The sequence below is a fragment of the Streptomyces sp. NPDC008125 genome, assembly GCF_042957125.1.
Classification (GTDB): Bacteria; Actinomycetota; Actinomycetes; order Streptomycetales; family Streptomycetaceae; genus Streptomyces.
In genome coordinates this window covers 23,715-40,348 of sequence record NZ_JBIBHR010000024.1, presented here as the reverse complement: position 1 = coordinate 40,348, position 16,634 = coordinate 23,715, and the positions used below count along the sequence as shown (strand labels likewise).

Sequence of the window (16,634 nt, the reverse complement as noted above, 5' to 3'; positions counted from 1 at the left end):
TTCGCCTGAGAGGGTGGTTCGTGATGCTTTAAGCGGTTATGTCATCGCCTGATGGGTGCGGGCCGAATCCGCTGGCCTGCAGCCGATGGTCTGTGGGGGTGGTGGGGTGAGTGAACGCAAGCTGTACCCGAGCGACTTATCGGACAAGCAGTGGTCGTTGATCGAGCCGGTGATCACCGCGCGGAAGGACCGGCATCGCTCGGTCAGCGGCCACCAGGGCGCCTATGCCATGCGGGAGATCGTGAACGCGATCCTCTACCAGAGCGGGACCGGCTGCCAGTGGGCCTACCTCCCGCACGACCTGCCGCCCAAGAGTGCGACGTACTACTACTTCGCCGGGTGGCGGGACGACGGGACCGGCCGGGTCGTCCATGAACTCCTGCGCGGCCAGGTCCGTGAATGGGCCCGCCGGTCAGAGGACCCGACCCCGGTAGTGCTGGAAACCCAGAGTGTCCTCGTCTCTGCCGGGGTCCCCACCTCCACGACCGGCCGGGACGCAGCGAAACGCGTGCCGGGCCGCAAGCGGGGCCTGCCCGTGGACGGGCTCGGTCTGGTCATCGCCGTCAACGTCCTCGCCGCGAGCTCGCACGACAACGCGGCGGGCATCGCCCTGCTCAACCATGTCGCCCAGAACGCCGGCGGAAGCGTCCGCAAGGCACTGATCGACCAGGGCTTCAAGAACCAGGATGACCGTCGCGGCCTCGCTGGGACGGTCGCCGTATCCATCACCCCACCACCGATGCTCGGACGGTGTGCACGGGGCGGGGTGGAGGTGGCCGTCGCTGGTGGTCACCCACACGGTGTGGTGCAGGACGACCGAAGCGAGTTCGGCGTGCGCAGGGGTCTCCCTCAGTAGCAGCGGCTGCCTGTGAGGCACGGCGGGACGCTGTACCGGGTCGGCGGCGGGGGTGGAGAGGTCGTCGGGGTGGACTGCACGGCGTACCTGTCGACGAGGGAGAAGGCGGCCACGTACCGGTGCGCGGTGTAGGCGGACCGGCTCACCGTGTCGGTCACCAGGGGGTGCCAGGCGAGGTAGACGGTTCCGTCGACGGCGGACTTCTCCAGTTTGCCGCCTATCTGGATGTCGCCGGTCTCCGCCATGGGCGTGCACGGAAGCTCCGCCACCGCCACACGCAGTCGGACGTCGAGCCCGCCGTGCGGAATGCCGTGCTTCTGCGTCGCCGGGCCGTACGTCGTGGACAGGCAGATCGGCCGCGAACCCGGGGGGTCGGTGCTTCCCTGCTGCGGCGCAGCTGGGGACGGGTCACCGCCGGTCTGGCTCATCCAGGTGGCCGTCCCGGTCAGCGTGTTCGGGGACGAACCCGAGCCCGCCCACTCCTGGTCGGCCAGCACCGCGTCGAGTTGGTGGAGGTGCGTGCGGATGTCCCCGTCGAACGCGAGGTAGAGGACGCTGCTGCGGACGCAGTTGATCGGCGCCCAGTGCGCTGGCCCGATGAACGGGTTCTGGTCCGTTGCCTGGCAGGAGTCCGCCACTGATGTGCCGAGCGGAACGGCCCAGGGTAGGGCCGACGTCAGGTTTGTCAGGCGCGCGGAACTCGTTCGTGCCGCGGCCGCGTCGGCGGTCAGGGTGGTGGCGGAGTGCGCGAAGGCGCCGACATTGGGCGGCGTGCGGTCCAAGGTGCGGTGGATCTGCCACAGCGCGCAGAGCACGAGCGCGCACACCATGCCGACCGCGGCCAGCACGGCGATCACGCATCCGCGTGCCGGCGCCCCCGGCCGGCCGCGTCCTCCCGTTGGGTGATCCATGTCTGCATGGTCGCGGGCGGGCACCGGGTTTGGGACAACGGACTGGTCTCCTTACGGTCTCGCCAACCGGAACGGCCCCCACTTCGAGCGAATTCGTCCGATACGGGGCGGAGAGTTGTCCATGAGCCCCCTGCCCCGGGGCGTGTCCCTTCCGGAAGGACGCTCGGGGCCGGCTGACAGGCAGAGGTGCGCTCACGCGGACCCGGCTGGTCCACGTCGATCAGTACTACCTGCGGGTGGACACCATCGCCGCGGCGAAACGCGAAGCTGATCGAGGCGCGGGCGGAGGTACCGATCGTGACAGCTTCCAAAGCGAGTGCCGGCCTGGGGCACGGGGCCCGGCGATGTGCGGCTGCGCCGTGTGGACGCGAGTGACCGGAAGCGTTCCCGCAGGCAGCGGCGGGGGCCTGGGGGCCCCGGCTGCGTGTCCGCCGGGACGGTGTGTCAGACCATGGCGAGCCGGTCCACCACCAGTTCCAACCTCAGCTCGGTGTACTCGGGCGGCAGCCGTCCTGACCGGGTCAGAGTCGCCACTCCGTGCAGGGACGCCCAGAACACCTCGGTGAACAGCCCCGGTTCGACGCCGTCCCCAGAGACCTCGCCGAGGCACTCCAACAGCGCGGCGAAGGCGTCCTTGAGGGGTTCCGGGGTGTCCTCCTGTGCGTACGCCAGACCGCCGTCGAGCTGGAAGATGGCGTCGTAGACCGCCGGGTTGCGTTCGGCGAAGTCGAGGTAGGCGCGCGCGAGGGCGGCGACCCGCTCGCGCGGGCCGTCCACGGCGGCGGTGGCGGCCCGCACCGCCGCGGCCAGCTCGGTGGCGCCCTGGAGGGCGACAGCGCCGATGATCTCGCGCTTGCCACGGAAATGGCTGTAGAGGACGGGCTGGCTGTATTCAATGCGTTCGGCGAGCCGGCGGGTGGTGACCGCGTCCCAGCCCTGTTGCTCGGCGAGTTCGCGGGCCGTCGCCACGATGAGGCGCTCGCGCTCCGCCCGTTCCCGCTGCTTGCGTTCCTGTACCGACATGATGCGATCCTAGCACCGCTAGACAAGAGAGCGGCAGCAGCACTAGCGTTGCCTCAACATCTAGCGGCACTAGATAACAAGAGGGTCATCATGCTCAACGCACTCGAGGTCGTCACCACCGTGATCGTCGGCTTGATGGTGGGGGTGGAGTTCTCCGTCGCCTTCGTCATGAACCGGATCTTCAACGCCCTTCCCGAGGACAGTGGCCAGCTCGCCCGCGCCCACGGGGGCCGGATGCTCGGCGCCCTCATGCCGTTCTGGTACATCGGCTCGCTCGTCCTCAGCGCGGTCTGGGCCATCACCGGATGGGACCGCCCCGGCGCCGGACTCGTCGTCATCGCCGCCGCGCTGCTGATCGTGAGCGTGATCATGTCGCTCCTGCTGCTCGTCCCGATCAACAACCAGGGCAAGACGTGGACCCCCGAGAACCGGCCCGCGGACTGGAAGGAGCAGATGAACCGCTGGGACCGCTACCACTACGTCCGCGTCGCCGTCATCGTCGCCGCCTTCGCCTTCCTGGTCACCGCCCTCGTCTGAGCCCGATGCCCACAAGGAGAAGAACAATGCCGCTGAAGAAGATCAACACCGTCCTGGCCGCCGCCTTCATCCTCTTCATCCTCTGGTTCGGGTCGGAGTTCATCCTGCGCCCGGAGACGGTGGCGCCGGGCTTCGGCCTGCCGAGCTGGCCGTCCGGCGACGGCGGTGGCTTCCTGATCGTCAAGGGAACCCGCGACGTCGTCATGGCCCTGGTACTGGGTGTCCTGCTGGTGGCAGGTCACCGCCGGGCGCTGGGCTGGGCAATGCTGGTGGAGGCCGTCGCCGCGTACGGGGACATGGCCAACGTGCTGGCCCACCACGGCTCCGTGGCCACCGCGCTCGGCGTCCACGGCCTGACCGCGACACTGATGGTGGTCAACGGCCTGCTGATAATGCGCGAGACCCGCAAGGTCGCGGCTGCCCCGGCAGCGCGCGCCCCGCAGGCCGCCTGCTAGCTCGGCTGCTGTGCCAGGTGGTCGGCGAGGGCAGTGACCGATGCCAGGATCTCCGCCGGAGGGCGGGCCAGGTCGAGGGCGTGGGCGGTGAGGGTGATGCCCGTATTGCGGATCGTGTGCGGGACGGGGGCGTCGCCCTGCTGGGCCGCGTAGACGAGGTGGCCGTGCGGGAGAGCCAACGCCGTGCAGTAACTGAGAAGTTGGAAGAGGTTACCGGTGGTCGGTGTGCCGGCACCGAGATCCTTGTACTTGGCGTCGACGACCGTCAGCGGGCGGCCGGCTCGGTAGAGGACCAGGTCGGGTCTGATGTGGACGCGGGCGTCGACGTCCAGGCGGTGATGCCGGTCCTGGGATTTGACGCGTACCCCGTGGGTGCACAGGGCGGCGGTCAGCGTGTCGGTGAGGAACCGCTCGAAGACCTTGGCCAGGTCGAGGACGAAGCCGTCGGTCGTCACGGGGGTGGGCCCGTGCGGGGTGAGGCTGCGGTCGGTGAGGATCAACTCCGCCAGGCGCAGGACGGGCGCGTAACGGGAGTTGAGGCGGGTCGGCGTCCAGGCGGGGAGCGGGGTGCCGGGGCGCAGGGGTGTGACCTCGGGGAGGCGGGCGGCGAGGTGGCGCAGGGTGCGGCGGGCCGTGTCCGTGACGCCGGGGAGGTGTTCCAGGCGGTGCAGGGCGGTGAGCAGGACGCGGTTCTCGGGGATGTCGGCGGTGAAGTCGTCGTAGCGGACGGCCACGGGGAGCGGGAGTCCGGAGCGGCGCAGCTGGTCGGCGGTGCGGATACGGCCGCGCACGACGGGGAGTTCGTCGTCGGTGAGGCGGTAGCCGTGCAGGACGCCCGGGTCGAGGGCGCGGCGGGCGGCGCGGGCGTAGGCATCGGCGAGGGCGGGGAGCAGGTCGTCATCGGACGCCGATGCGGCGACCTGCTGGTCCTTCCAGGGGGTGCCCGGGGCGTAGGTGAGCAGGAACAGCAGCTGGGCGACGGGGAGTTTGGGGTCGATGTGGAGTTCGACGGCGCCGTCTCCCCGTCCGAGGCGGACCAGGCCGACGCGTTCGAGGCCGGAGACACGCCACCGTCCGCCGGGGCCGGGAACGGGGGTGAGCCGGACGAGGCGCGGGCTGTTTACCAGCGTGGCGACCTGGGCGGGATGCAGGGCGACTTGGACGCCGCCACCGGTCTCGGTGAGGCGGATGGGTACTGGGCCGGGGATGAGGGTCATCGGGTCACTCGCCCTCGGCGACGACGGCCTGGAGGGCGCCGAGTCCGTACTCCTCCTCCACGTCGACACCCGTGCCGTATAGCTGGTCCTCCAGGAGGGGCAGGATCTGGGTGCTCCAGATCAGCTCCAGGCCTTCCGGGTCCGCAACCTGATGGTCCATCAGGTACGACGGTCCGATCGCGCGATCCGGGTCGGCAAGGCGGGAGTTGAGGGCGTCGAGGAGGTCGGCCGGGCGTCCGGGCAGGTCGTGACGGTCCAACCAGCAGCGCAGCAGGCCGGCGACGGGCGGGCGGTCCGGGGAGAGTCGGCGGAAGGCGAAGCGGCGGCGCATGGCCGCGTCCACGAGGGCGATGGAACGGTCGGCGGTGTTCATCGTGCCGATGATGTAGACGTTCTTGGGCAGATCGAACTCCTGCTCGGGCGAGTACTGGGTGGTGATCGGCTCGTCCCGGTACTCCAGCAGGAAGTACAGCTCGCCGAAGACCTTGGCGAGGTTGGCCCGGTTGATCTCGTCGATGACCAGCACATACGGGTTCGCCGGGTCCTTCCGGGCCCGGTCCACCAGCAGCTTGAACGGCCCCGGCACGACCTCGAAGGCCACGCTGCCGCCGTCGTTCCTGACCGGGCGGAACCCTTCGAAGAAGTCCTCGTAGGTGTACGACGGGTGGAACTGCACCAGCTTCGTACGGTCGGACCCGGCCACGTGCTGGGCGAGGCGCCGGGCCAGGAATGTCTTGCCGGTGCCGGGCGGACCGTACAGGATGATCTGCTGCATCCGCTCCAGTTGGCGCGCGGTGTCCCGCAACCAGCCGACGGGCATGAGCAGTTCACCCGCGAGTTCCTCACCGACCGGTGGCAGCTCGATCGGGCGGGTCGCGTCGATCTTGAGCAATTCCTCCTCGACGGCGTCGGTCAGGTCCGCGGCTTCGGCGAGTTCGGCGGCTACCGTGCTGATGTCGTAGACGGTGGGCGGGCGTTGAAGCTGACTCTGCACCTGCTCGGGGAGGTCGGCGCGGCGCAGGGGGCGGATGGCGGTGGCCCACTTGACCGGGCGGCGGCGGGCCTGGTCGGGGCCGTCGGACAGGTCGTACAGCGCCGGGCCCTCGATGGTGCCCACGTGCACTTCGTCGGCGGTGACGGTGACGACGACGTCACCCTGCTTCATCTGGCTGAGGAACAAGTAGAGTTGGCCGATCGCCTGGCCTCGTGCCTGCACGGTCGCTTCCGGCATGGCTCGGGCGACGGCCTGCTGGATCGCGGATTTGGTGGCGCCCGCGGAAATCTCCGGAACCTCGCCGAAGGAGACCGAGCAGTAGCCGTGGGCCAGCCAGTCCGACAGGAAGCTCTGCCCGGCGGCTCCGAACCCCCTCACCAGCCAACCCTGTTGACCGACCTGAGCCGCCCCGGGGCGCCAGTGGCTGAGCCAGGGGTCGGCGAAGAAGTCCACCGGGTCCTCGGACTCCTCCTGCAACAGGGTGCGGAGGGTGAGGAGGTCGCGGTCGTCATCGCCGGTGGGGTTCGGGAGACGCTCGCGATAGCCGGTCAGGATGCGCCGCTTGCTTTGGGTGCTGGCGATGGGGAGGAAGGCCTCGGGGAACAGGAGTGCCTGGAGGACGTGGAGTTGTGCGCGGGCCTTGTTGTGGCCCATGGAAGCGAGCACGTGCCGGCACTCCTCCTGGAAGCGCCACGGGTTGGAAAGCAGTTCCCCCCTCTCGTGGGGAGCCCACTCCAGCAGCTGTTCCACCAGCAGTACAAGGAACTGGAACTGCGCCCAGCGGTAGTTGAGGAAGGCCTGGCCGCCGTTGATGAACCCGGTGAGCGGGGCATCGAGTTCGGCCGGTATGACGATGTCCCCATTGGCCCAGGAGAGAACCTCCTTCAGAATCTCCCGTTTCCTCGGGACGCCTATCTGTTCCGGCTTCAGCGGTACGAGGTTCACGTAGAGGAGTTCGGCGGCGAGGACGATCGTCGCGTGGGGGGCGCCGACCAACTGCCGTTCCAGCTTCACCAGGAAGGTGTCGGAGGACTGGTCCGGCTGGTCGACGAACCGGCGCCGCAGGTCGACCGCCGTGTCGTACGTCCAGATGGTCAGCCCCGGGACGAGAGCGGAGCGGCCGTCGAGCAGCCCCCGCCGGAAGACACGGCCCACTGCCCTGACGACAGGAACTCCCTCAACTGTCGTTCCGAATACACCCGTTCGTGCCCGACGCTGCTCGATCACGTCCATTGTCCCCCAGTCCGCCCCCACGCCGGCCCTCGCGCCACGCGCGCCGCCCATCGTAGGGGCCGACGCGGAACCACACCGCCAGGACGATCGGATACCCGAGGCAGCCGAACCGCCGGCAGGTGCCCTGGGAAGCGGTCTCGCCGCCGGGGAGCGGACGCCGGCGCCGTCAGGAGGACGGTCGCGGTAGCCCAGACGGCCCCGCCGTCTGCCCCGCCGTCTGCCCCGCCGTCACGGCGATCAATACGAGGCCGACAGGGAGCAGCGACCAGGTGATCCACTTCAGCTCCGCTGCTGGCCGAACATAGCGGTGGCCAGGCGCGGGTCATCTCCGTGACCGCTCCGGCCTCCGCGCGCCGACCAGCAGCCCGCGTAGGCGTCCGGATGCCGTGGCTAAGGGCTGTCCCGCAATTCGTGGTGGATCAGTGCGCGGCGTCAGATGCGGTGCATCGCAAGGCGGAGGGGCGTCCGCATACTGGATGTATGTGGACGTTCCGACAACGCGGCGAGGTGCCGTAGCTGTCGTCGCGCACCCGCCAGGAATTGCGGGACAGCCCTTAGGCCCGCCGTTCCGCCTCCCACGAGGCATCCACGGGGACGTTCCAGCCTTGCAGCACGGCCAGGATCTCCACACGCGTCCTGGGACCGGCGAACCGGAAGGCACGATCGCGCACTTCTCTGCTCTCCATGAGGGGCTTCACGAAGGTGAAGTACGCCGTCTCCACGAGCTCGCCCCTCCCGGACTCTCCTCCGAGCCCTCGACGAAAACGAAGCAGCGCGCGAGGAACTGGGCTGAAACAGCGGATGGGCGAGGACTTCCGAAAGCAGCGTCCCGGGGTGGGTGTTGACCTGGCCCCAGTGGGTCACCTGGGCTGCCCGCCTGCCGTGCCGCCGGGCAGCCGTTTCAAGGTACGGCTCCACTTCCGGCAGTAGCCGGACGAGCTGCCCGACCAGATCCCGGGAGGAAATTCCCTGCATGTGCCCGTACTCCTTCGTCTCGCACCACATACCGCACCGCCGACCGGGAGCGATTTCCGGCCGGCCGTGCGCGTTGCTCGGTCATGTCCCGTGAGGTGGTGCAGGTGATCACTCGGTTGTGCCGGGCAGGAGGGTTGTGGTGTCCGGATAGAGGCTGTCCATGCTCTCGGTAGAGAGGTAGCGGCGGGGGAAGGCGATCCACTCGGGTGCGGGGGCGCAAGGGCCATCTGCTGGTGGACACCTGCGGCCTCGTACCGCGCGCCGTGGTGCACTCCGCTTCGGTCCAGGACCGGGCCGGAGCGAAACTGGTCCTCACCGGCATCCGGGACCTGTTTTCGCAGGTCGGCCTGGTCTGGGTCGACGGCGGCTACGTCAACCGCGTCGACTCCGGGCTCATCCGCTGGGCGGCGGACAACGAGAACGCGGAGATCGCCGCCGTCCCACGCAACACGGACGTGAAAGGCTTCCAGGTGCTGCCCCGCAGGTGGGTGATGGAACGAACATTCTGCTGGTGGGGACGGTGCAGACGGTTGGCCCGCGACTACGGGCGCAAGACGGCGCACGCTGAAGCCATGATCAAGGTTGCGATGATCCGGCTCGTGGCCGCCCGCCTCGCCGGCGAGACCATCGAACCCCACGGCCCCATCGAAGCCGAAGCGGCCCGACGCCTCACCGACGACCTCGACCACGAGTGATCAACCAGTTACCCAACACTTTCTCCGCCCGGTGCCGGCCGGTCCTCCTCGCGGTGGGCACCGCATCGGGGGCGACGCACCCGCTGTGACCGGCGGGGTGTCCCGGGTCCCGTCTCCTCGGGCCCGGGACACCCCGTGCCGGTGCGTACCGCGGTGCGCACACGGCTTCGAGGGCCACCGTCAGACGGTCGCCGCCGACGGCCGGTCGTGGAAGCCGTCGAGCCCGGCGGGGTGCTGCCTCAGACCGGCCGGGGTCAGCCAGTCGAAGGCGTCGTGAACCGCGGGTCCCAGGCCCAGCCCCTCGGTGATCTGCTCCCGCAGGCGGTTGGAGGTGAAGGCACCGATCACGTTCATCTGTGCGTCCCTGTAGTGGCGTTCGACCTCGTGGCCGCTGGTCACTCCGAATGCCCCGTGGATCTGCACCGCGCGTCCCGCCACCTGGACGGCCATCTCGGTGGAGTACACCTTCAGCATGCCGATCAGCTGCCGGGCGGACCTGCCTGCCGCGCGTTCGTCGGCGGCGCGGCGGGCGAGTATCCAGCCGGCGTCGATCTGCGCGCGGGACTCGGCCAGTTGGGCCTGTACACCCTCCATGTGTGCCAGGGAGCGGCCGAACGAGACCCGTTCGTGGGCGTGACGGACCGAGGCGGACAGTGCGGACTCGGCGGTGGCGAGGGCGGCGACCGACACGAGGAGCCATCCCCAGGTCATCCCCTCGGCGAGTTCGTCGAACGGGACGGGTACGACGTCCTCCTGGGCGACCGGGACGTCGGAGAGGACGAGGCCGCCCCAGGGCATGCCCCGCAGCCCCATGTGCGCCGTCTCGTAGCGGTGGACGCCCGGCTGATGCAGATCGACGAAGGCCAGGCACCACTCCGGGCCGGTGTCGCCGCTCTGCCTTTCCCTGCGGGACAGCGCCACGGCCACGTCGGCGGTGGGCGCGTTCGTGATGCGGGACTTCTCCCCCCGGATGACGAAGCCGCCCCGCGACCCGCCGTCGGGGCGCACGGTGGTGCGGTACGTGCTGGCGTCGCTGCCCGCCGTCGGTTCCACGATGGCGAAGCAGGCCGTCTTCACGCCCGACAGCAGGGACCGGAGCAGCTTCTCGTGGTGGCGGAGGTTGCCGTAGGTGGAGATGAGTTTGCCGCAGAGCAGTGCGGACACGGTCGCCGACCAGTAGGTGCCGGAGCAAGCGCGAGCGAGTGCCTGCATCGCGTCGATCTGGGCGGCTCCGCCGGCGCCGGTCCCGCCGTGCTCCGGCGGGTGGAAGAGGCGCAGGTACCCGCTGTCGACGATCTCTCTCCAGTTCTCGGGGGGTATGTGCCCCGCGGCGTCGGTCTCCGGGGCGCGGGCGGTGATGCCGGGAAAGCTCAGCGCGGTGCGGTAGGGGTTGTGTTCGGTGTTCATCGCGATGACTCCTCGTTCCTAGCCGATTCCGAGCAGGTGGGCGGCGATGACGGGGTGGAGGACCGCGGGCCCGCCACCCGCCTCCGAGAAGAACAGGGCGTCCCGGAAGGCGCGTTCGGCCAGGCGGTCGCCGGTCGGGGTGAGCGGACCGGTGAGGCGGGCGGCCGCCTCGGTGACCGCGCGGGCGGAGGAGGCGACGAACAGCCGTGCCGCCGCGGCCTGCGGGAGGGTCGGCCGGCCGCCGGCGTCGAACAGGCCGGCGGTACGGCGGAGCAGCCCTTCGGCCAGTTCGCTCCGTGTGGCCAGGTCGGCCAGCGCGAACCTCGTGCTCTGGGAGTGGGCCAGGGGGCGGCCGAAGAGGGACCGGTCGCGGGACGCGCCGATGGCGTCCCGTGCCAGCGCGCGCATGATGCCGAGCCACGGGGCGCTGGTGAAGACCCAGTCGAGGACGGCCAGCAGGGGTTCCACTTCGGCGGACGCCTCGCCGACGGTGCCCAGGACGGCGTCGCCGGGGACGGGGCAGTCGTCCAGGACCAGCCGGCCCCACGGGCAGGTGCGCATGGCCGCGGGGGCGCCGTCGTGGAGCAGCAGCCCCGGTGTCGTGCGGTCCACGACGAACGCGGTCCTGCCGCCGTTCTCGTGGGCGGCGACGACGAGGAAGTGGTGGGCGTGCGGTGCGCCCGCGACGAGGTCGAGTTCGCCGCTGAGGACCCAGCCGTCCTGGCCGGACGTGCTGCGTCGCGCGGTGACCGCAGGGGCCACCGAGGCGCCTTGCGTCTGGTGGAGGGAGAGTGCGCCGAACCACTCCCCCGAGGCCATCCGGGGCAGGTACCGCTCGCGTTGCGCGGGGGTGCCGAAGGCCCGCAGCGGCACCGTCACCAGAACCGCGTGGACGGTGACCGCGAGGGCGAGTCCGGGGTCACGGGAGCCTTCGGCGAGACCTTCGAGAAGTGCGCAGGTGTCGGCGGCGGACAGTCCGCGGCCGCCCAGGGTCCGTGGGACCAGGGGTCCCATGAGGCCGCCGCCGTGGCGTGCGTCGGCGAGGCGGGTGAAGAGGGCCGCGTCCCAGCGGCGTTCGTCGTCGCGGGCCGCCGTGGTCGGCCACGCGACGCGGCCGGCGAGTTCGCGGCTCTCGTCGAGCAGTGAGGTCCCGGCTGTGCCGTCGTCGGCACAGAGGGCGGCCGGGAGTTGCAAGAGCGCCATCAGATCTCCCCTGTTCTTCGCTTGGCCGCGCGACCCGGAATTTCACGGGTTCCTGTTTCGTCGCCCGTCGTCGCGCCGCCGAGAAATAGCGGGAACAACATGTCAAGTGCATTCGCTTCGCACACTCTAGCGAGGAATTCCCGTCGGGCGGCGGGCGTCCTTTCACAACGCGCCCGAAAGTTGTCCTACGTCAGCAGGTGTGACGCGGCATGACGGTTCCTGACCTCGTCCTGACATCCAAGCCGTTGTCTGTCGCCCCAGGTGCGAGCAGGATGTAGCTCAGCACTCCGCACCCCGGCCCCACTGCTCCGAAGGGCATGCCGGGAATCTCGCGGGCCCCCCTTTCCGGATCAGTGCGGAGCCGGTCGGGAAATCAATTCGGAAAACGCCGAGGGAGAGGAATGCCATGCCTTTCGATACTGGAGAGGAAAGCCTGCCGGGGCTACCCCGCATATCCGACGCGACCCTACGGGACTCAGCGCACATGGCGGGGGTCGAATTCGGCCCCAAGGACGCCGCGGCCATCGCGGAACGGCTGGTGAGGACCGGTGTCGAGCTGGTCGAGGTGGGCATGGTGTCCGGCCCGGACTCCAAGGACGCCGATCTCGTCCTCGCCACCCATGAGGCCATCGGCCCGGAGCGCAGCATGACGCTCGTCGTCGTACGGGACCGGCGGCAGGTTGCCCGGGCCCTGGACGAGGCGGAGCGGCTCGGTGTGCGCCACATCATGTACTCCATCCCCACCTCCGAACAGCACGCGCAGTTGAAACTGGACTCGCCGAGCCTCAAGTTCCTCCAGGTACTGGCCGGTTCGGCGATCTCTCAGGCCAAGGAGCGTGGCTTCCACGTGACCTTCAGCGGCGAGGACGGCGCCCGCACTCCCAAGGAGCGGCTCGTCCCGTACGTGACCTCGGGGTTCGAGGCCGGCGCCGACCGGTTCCGGCTGGCGGAGACCGTAGCCTGCCTGTCGCCCTGGCGGATGCAGTCCGTGATCGGCGACCTGACCGCCATCGACGGTTCCGAGATCGAGATCCACTCGCACAACATGCTGGGTATGGCGGTGGCCAACTCCCTCGCCGCCGTCCGGGCCGGTGCCCAGTGGGTTTCCGCGACGGTCGGGGGGATCGGCGAGCGTGGCGGCAACGCCCCGCTGGCCGAACTCCTCACCTCTTTGCGGGTGATGCACGGTGACACCCGCTTCGACCTGACGCACCTGACGGAGCTTTCGCGTCTGGCGCTGAAGGGTGCCGGTCTGGGCGACGCCTTCCAGTCGGGCCCGACCGCCCCGCACGCCTTCGCGTACGAACTGCCCGGCCAGCTCAGCTTCCCCGAGGCGTACGAGACGTTGCCCGCTGAACTCGTCGGCAACCGGCGCGAGTTGCGGGTCCGCACCCGGCTGACGTCGGCTCTGGTCGCGTGGGCGCTCGAAGGGTCCGGCGTCCGGACCGATGTGGGCGCCTTCACCGCGTGGCTGAGCGAGCGCCAGGCCGGCGCCGGCGGCCCGCTGCTGGACCGGGACGCCGTCCGCAAGGCAGCCGTCGACTTCCAGGCCGTCGTCTGACAGTCCTCCCGCGGGCCTCCGGGCCCCGGCCCCACTTTTCCGCTCCCTCCTTCGAAACCGGAGTCGTCCATGAGCACCGCAACCCTGACCGGCACCTGCCCCGAGTGCGAGACCGACCTGACTGTTCCACCGCTCGTGCAGGGCGAGACGCTGTCCTGCCCCGAGTGCATGCTGACCCTGCGGGTCGAGGACATCGAGGACGGCGTCCTGACCCTGCAGATGGTGGAGGTCAAGCTCCGCGACTGGGGCCAGTGAGATGGCCGGCAGCATCGCCGTCGTCGCGGACCGGATCGGCTGGGAGGAACGCCGGCTGATCGAGGCGGCCCCGGACTCCGGTCTGCGGATCGACTGGGTCAACGACGAGTCCCTCTGCCTGGGCGCGGCGCACGCCGTCTCCTCCCTGGAGGGGTACGACGCGCTCCTGATCCGCAGCCGCAGTTACACCCGCGGCGGGCTGATCGCCACCATGGCCGAGGCGAACGGGCTCAGGGTCCTCAACTCGGCCGCCTCCATCCACGCCTGCGAGAACAAGCTCGTGCTGCGCGCCGTGCTGCGCGCGGCCGGGATACCCGTCCCCGACTTCCGTCTCGCCCTGTCCCGCAAGGACTACGAGCGGGCGTTGACGGAACTGGGCACGCCCGTGGTGCTCAAACCCGTGTACGGGGGGATGGGCAAGCGCGTCACCCTGGTGCGCGACACCGACCTCGCGCACTCCGTGTACGACTACGTCGAGGACCTCGGACACGCTTTCGAGCAGGCTTGCCTGGTCGAGCCGTACCTGGGGGGCGGGTCGGTCCGCTGCCTCGTCGTCGGCCGGGAGATCGTGGCGGCCGCCGAGTTCGAGAGCGCGGGCACCGACTGGCGCAGCAACGCGGCGCTGGGCAACCGGAGCCGGTCCCTGACCGACGACCCCGACGTCCGCAAGACGGTCGAGGGGGTCGTGGACCGTCTGGGCTCCGGCATCTACGGGGTGGACCTGTTCAGGACCGCGACGGGCCCCGTCGTCAACGAGGTCAATCACGCCCCCGCGTGGCGGGGCGTGGCGTCCACGACGAGCACGGACATCTCGTCGGCCGTGCTCGGATATCTGCGGGAGACAGTCGGATGATACGTGTGGGAATCGTCGGTGCCTCGGGGCTGGCCGGAGGCGAACTCGTCCGGCTGGTCAGCCAGCACCCCGATCTCGAACTGACCTTCCTGGGCGGGAGTTCCAGCGCAGGCCGGCGCCCGGCGGAGCTCCATCCCGGGCTCCGCCTCGACCTCGGTCTCGTCGTCGAACCGGTCGAGGCGGACCGGGTGGCCGAACGGTGCGACGTGGTGTTCCTCGCCACGCCCGCGCCGGTGTCCGCCCGGCTCGCCGCGGAGCTCGCCGATCGTGTGGCGTGCGTGATCGACCTCAGCGGTGCCTTCCGCATCAGCGGCCGGGACCTGCACGAGCGCTGGTACCCGAAGGCCGAACGCTCCGAGGAGTTGGCCGCGCGCTTCGTGTACGGCGTGCCGGAGCTCGTCGGCGACGCGCTCGAGGGCGCCGCGCTGATCTCCGTACCCGGCTGCTACGCGACTGCCATCACGCTCGGGCTGGCGCCCCTCACCCTCGGACTCGGTCTGCACCTGAAGACCGTCGTCGTGGACGGGAAGAGCGGTTCCAGCGGTGGGGGTCTGCAGCTGCGGACGGCAGACCTGCACCCCCTGCGGAACGGTGCGATCGCTCCGTACGCCCCGACCGGACATCGTCACGCCGCCGAGGTGGCCGAGTTCCTCGGCCGGCACGGGCCGGGCGGGATCGACTCGCTGAGCATGTCGGCCTACGGCGTCTCGCACGTGCGCGGGCTGCTCGTCAGCTGCTACGTGTTCACCGACGACGAGGTGGACCTGCGGGAGCTGCAGAGGGCGTACGCCCGGTTCTACCGGGGCCGTTCCTTCGTCCGGGTGCGCCGGAACGACGAGACGCTGATCCCCATGCCCGATCCCCAGGCGGCGCTGGGGTCCAACTACTGCGACGTGACCGTCCTGCACGATCCGGACGGTGGCCGCATCGTCGTCCTGGCGGCGCTGGACAATCTGGTCAAGGGTGCGGCGGGCCAGGCCGTCCAGGCGCTCAACCTGCGGTACGGGCTGCCCGAGAGGACGGGGCTGACGATGCAGCCCCTGATGCCGGCATGAGCGCGGACACGACGTCGCCCGTCGTGGTCAAGCTCGGCGGGAGCTGCCTGGAGGACCTCGACGGCAGGTGGTGGGACGATCTCGCCCGGCACGCCGAGCGCCGCCCGCTGGTCCTGGTGCACGGCTGGTCCAAGCCCCTCAAGAGGCTCCGCCCGCGCTACTCGGAGTCCTCGGCGGTCCTTCGCGACCGGTACGGCAACCAGAGCCGGTGGACCACGCCGGAGGTCATCGCGGACATCAGGACCGTCAGCGCGCAGCTCGCCGAGGACGTCTTCGGACGGCTGGAGCGCCGTGGCATCACGGCGGAGCGGTTGGTGGGCAGCGACGGCCTGGTCAGCGCCGGGGAGGGCGAGCGCTGGTGGTGGCGCGAGAAGCAGCTCGTCGAGCTCGACAACCTGGTCGGGCCGATCACCGGGGTGGACCCGGCGCACCTGAAGAACCTGGTGCCCGGCCACGCCTGCCTGGTCACCCCGCTGGCGCGGAACGCGGCGGGCCAGGAGGTCAACACCGATGCCGACCGAGCCGCCGCAGCGGTGGCCGGGGCGATCGGTGCGGCCGACCTCGTCCTGGTCACCGATGTCACGCACCTGCTGATCGACGACCGGCCGGTGCACCGGATCACCGCCGCGGCTGCGGCCGAGTTCCGGGACAAGGGTGCTACGGGCGGTATGCGCAAGAAGCTCCGGGCCGCGGAGGAGGCGTTGGAGCGGGGGGCGGAGCGGGTCGTCATCGGCAGCGCGCCCCTCTCCGACCTCCTCGCGGCACGCACCGGCACCGTCATCACGCGAAACTAGAGGACCCCTGTGACGAAATCCCGAGTACTCGTGGTCAACAACGGAACCCTGTCGCTGAAGCAGCTGCGCAAGCGCTTCGAGGACCTGGGGTCGGACACGGACGCCGTGGACGCCGCCTCCGTGCCCGCCCGTCTCGACGGCCGGTACCAGGCGATCGCACTGAGCGGCACGAAGGTGCGGGCCTACGACAGTGACTACTACAGACCGCTGATCGACCTGGTCATGAACAGTGACGTTCCGGTCCTCGGGATCTGCGGAGGCATGCAGATCCTGGCCGTCGCGGCCGGCGGCAGCCTGGTGGAGGGCCCGCAGCGGGTGGGGGGGTACGAGGCGCAGATCGACGAGGAGGAGCCGCTCTTCTCCTACGTCAAGCCCACGGTGACGGTCTTCCACCGTCACACCCTCTACCTGCGGGAGGCCCCACCGGGCTTCCGCTCCATCGGCCGCTCCGAACTCGCCCCCGTGGAGTTTCTGCGCTCCGACGACGGCCGGATCCTCGGTTCCCAGGCGCACCTGGAGTTCCGGCCCGACGGCCTGGAGATCATGCGCGGCTTCGCCCAGCTCTACCGGTGAGCGCCCCGCGCGCGTGACCGGTCCTCTCAGCTCCCCA

The 16,634-nt window shown here is 70.2% G+C and carries 14 protein-coding genes and 2 pseudogenes; 10 read left to right on the top strand and 6 right to left on the bottom strand.

The annotated features are described in order from the left end of the window. Positions 1-106: 106 nt before the first annotated feature. Positions 107-727: pseudogene (locus tag ACFZAX_RS31005) on the top strand (transposase); the annotation flags it as partial. A gap of 122 nt (positions 728-849) precedes the next feature. On the opposite strand, the gene ACFZAX_RS31000 reads toward ACFZAX_RS31005, so the two are convergent. Together ACFZAX_RS31000 and ACFZAX_RS30995 are read right to left on the bottom strand one after the other, a co-directional pair. Beyond that, on the bottom strand, positions 850-1,767 hold the full coding sequence (locus ACFZAX_RS31000) for a hypothetical protein (protein ID WP_390965629.1): 918 nt from the start codon (positions 1,765-1,767) through the stop codon (positions 850-852). A 444-nt stretch (positions 1,768-2,211) separates the two neighbouring features. After that, entirely contained in the window at positions 2,212-2,790 is a 579-nt protein-coding gene (locus tag ACFZAX_RS30995; RefSeq protein ID WP_390965628.1) for a WHG domain-containing protein, read from the bottom strand. 90 nt (positions 2,791-2,880) lie between these two features. Between ACFZAX_RS30995 and ACFZAX_RS30990 the strand changes: the two genes are divergently transcribed. Together ACFZAX_RS30990 and ACFZAX_RS30985 are read left to right on the top strand one after the other, a co-directional pair. Next, complete coding sequence (locus tag ACFZAX_RS30990) at positions 2,881-3,327, top strand: anthrone oxygenase family protein (RefSeq protein ID WP_390965627.1); 447 nt, start codon at positions 2,881-2,883, stop codon at positions 3,325-3,327. A gap of 26 nt (positions 3,328-3,353) precedes the next feature. After that, positions 3,354-3,782 carry a DUF4267 domain-containing protein gene (locus ACFZAX_RS30985; protein ID WP_390965626.1) on the top strand — a complete coding sequence of 143 codons (429 nt, stop codon included), beginning with the start codon at positions 3,354-3,356 and terminating at the stop codon, positions 3,780-3,782. Here the strand turns inward: ACFZAX_RS30985 and ACFZAX_RS30980 are convergent. After that, the gene (locus ACFZAX_RS30980) at positions 3,779-4,999 is read right to left on the bottom strand and encodes an McrC family protein (protein ID WP_390965625.1); all 1,221 of its coding nucleotides are present in this window, start codon (positions 4,997-4,999) and stop codon (positions 3,779-3,781) included. The two genes, ACFZAX_RS30985 and ACFZAX_RS30980, sit on opposite strands and share 4 nt — an antisense overlap. A gap of 4 nt (positions 5,000-5,003) precedes the next feature. After that, positions 5,004-7,148: an AAA family ATPase gene (locus ACFZAX_RS30975; protein WP_390965624.1), complete on the bottom strand. Its 2,145-nt coding sequence runs from the start codon at positions 7,146-7,148 to the stop codon at positions 5,004-5,006. 1,256 nt (positions 7,149-8,404) lie between these two features. Between ACFZAX_RS30975 and ACFZAX_RS30970 the strand changes: the two are divergent. Further along, positions 8,405-8,896, top strand: a pseudogene (locus ACFZAX_RS30970) (transposase); the annotation flags it as partial. 180 nt (positions 8,897-9,076) lie between these two features. Here ACFZAX_RS30970 and ACFZAX_RS30965 read toward each other — a convergent pair. Both ACFZAX_RS30965 and ACFZAX_RS30960 read right to left on the bottom strand, forming a co-directional pair. Next, positions 9,077-10,303 (bottom strand): acyl-CoA dehydrogenase family protein, encoded by a 1,227-nt coding sequence (locus tag ACFZAX_RS30965; RefSeq protein ID WP_390965623.1) that lies wholly within the window; start codon positions 10,301-10,303, stop codon positions 9,077-9,079. An 18-nt stretch (positions 10,304-10,321) separates the two neighbouring features. Beyond that, positions 10,322-11,506, bottom strand: a complete 1,185-nt coding sequence (locus ACFZAX_RS30960) for an acyl-CoA dehydrogenase family protein (RefSeq protein ID WP_390965622.1) — start codon at positions 11,504-11,506, stop codon at positions 10,322-10,324. 406 nt (positions 11,507-11,912) lie between these two features. Between ACFZAX_RS30960 and ACFZAX_RS30955 the strand changes: the two genes are divergently transcribed. The 6 genes from ACFZAX_RS30955 to ACFZAX_RS30930 all read left to right on the top strand — a co-directional run bounded on the left by ACFZAX_RS30955 (position 11,913) and on the right by ACFZAX_RS30930 (position 16,597). Further along, positions 11,913-13,067 (top strand): isopropylmalate synthase, encoded by a 1,155-nt coding sequence (locus tag ACFZAX_RS30955; protein WP_390965621.1) that lies wholly within the window; start codon positions 11,913-11,915, stop codon positions 13,065-13,067. Between the two features lie 69 nt (positions 13,068-13,136). After that, positions 13,137-13,322: a lysine biosynthesis protein LysW gene (locus ACFZAX_RS30950; protein WP_386892421.1), complete on the top strand. Its 186-nt coding sequence runs from the start codon at positions 13,137-13,139 to the stop codon at positions 13,320-13,322. A 1-nt stretch (position 13,323) separates the two neighbouring features. Further along, positions 13,324-14,175: a RimK family alpha-L-glutamate ligase gene (locus tag ACFZAX_RS30945; RefSeq protein ID WP_390965620.1), complete on the top strand. Its 852-nt coding sequence runs from the start codon at positions 13,324-13,326 to the stop codon at positions 14,173-14,175. After that, positions 14,172-15,230 (top strand): N-acetyl-gamma-glutamyl-phosphate reductase, encoded by a 1,059-nt coding sequence (argC, locus tag ACFZAX_RS30940; protein WP_390965619.1) that lies wholly within the window; start codon positions 14,172-14,174, stop codon positions 15,228-15,230. Before ACFZAX_RS30945 ends, argC begins: the two co-directional genes overlap by 4 nt. Then, positions 15,227-16,024 (top strand): acetylglutamate kinase, encoded by a 798-nt coding sequence (locus ACFZAX_RS30935; RefSeq protein WP_390965618.1) that lies wholly within the window; start codon positions 15,227-15,229, stop codon positions 16,022-16,024. Before argC ends, ACFZAX_RS30935 begins: the two co-directional genes overlap by 4 nt. A 9-nt stretch (positions 16,025-16,033) precedes the next feature. Then, positions 16,034-16,597 carry a gamma-glutamyl-gamma-aminobutyrate hydrolase family protein gene (locus ACFZAX_RS30930; RefSeq protein WP_390965617.1) on the top strand — a complete coding sequence of 188 codons (564 nt, stop codon included), beginning with the start codon at positions 16,034-16,036 and terminating at the stop codon, positions 16,595-16,597. Positions 16,598-16,634 lie beyond the last annotated feature (37 nt).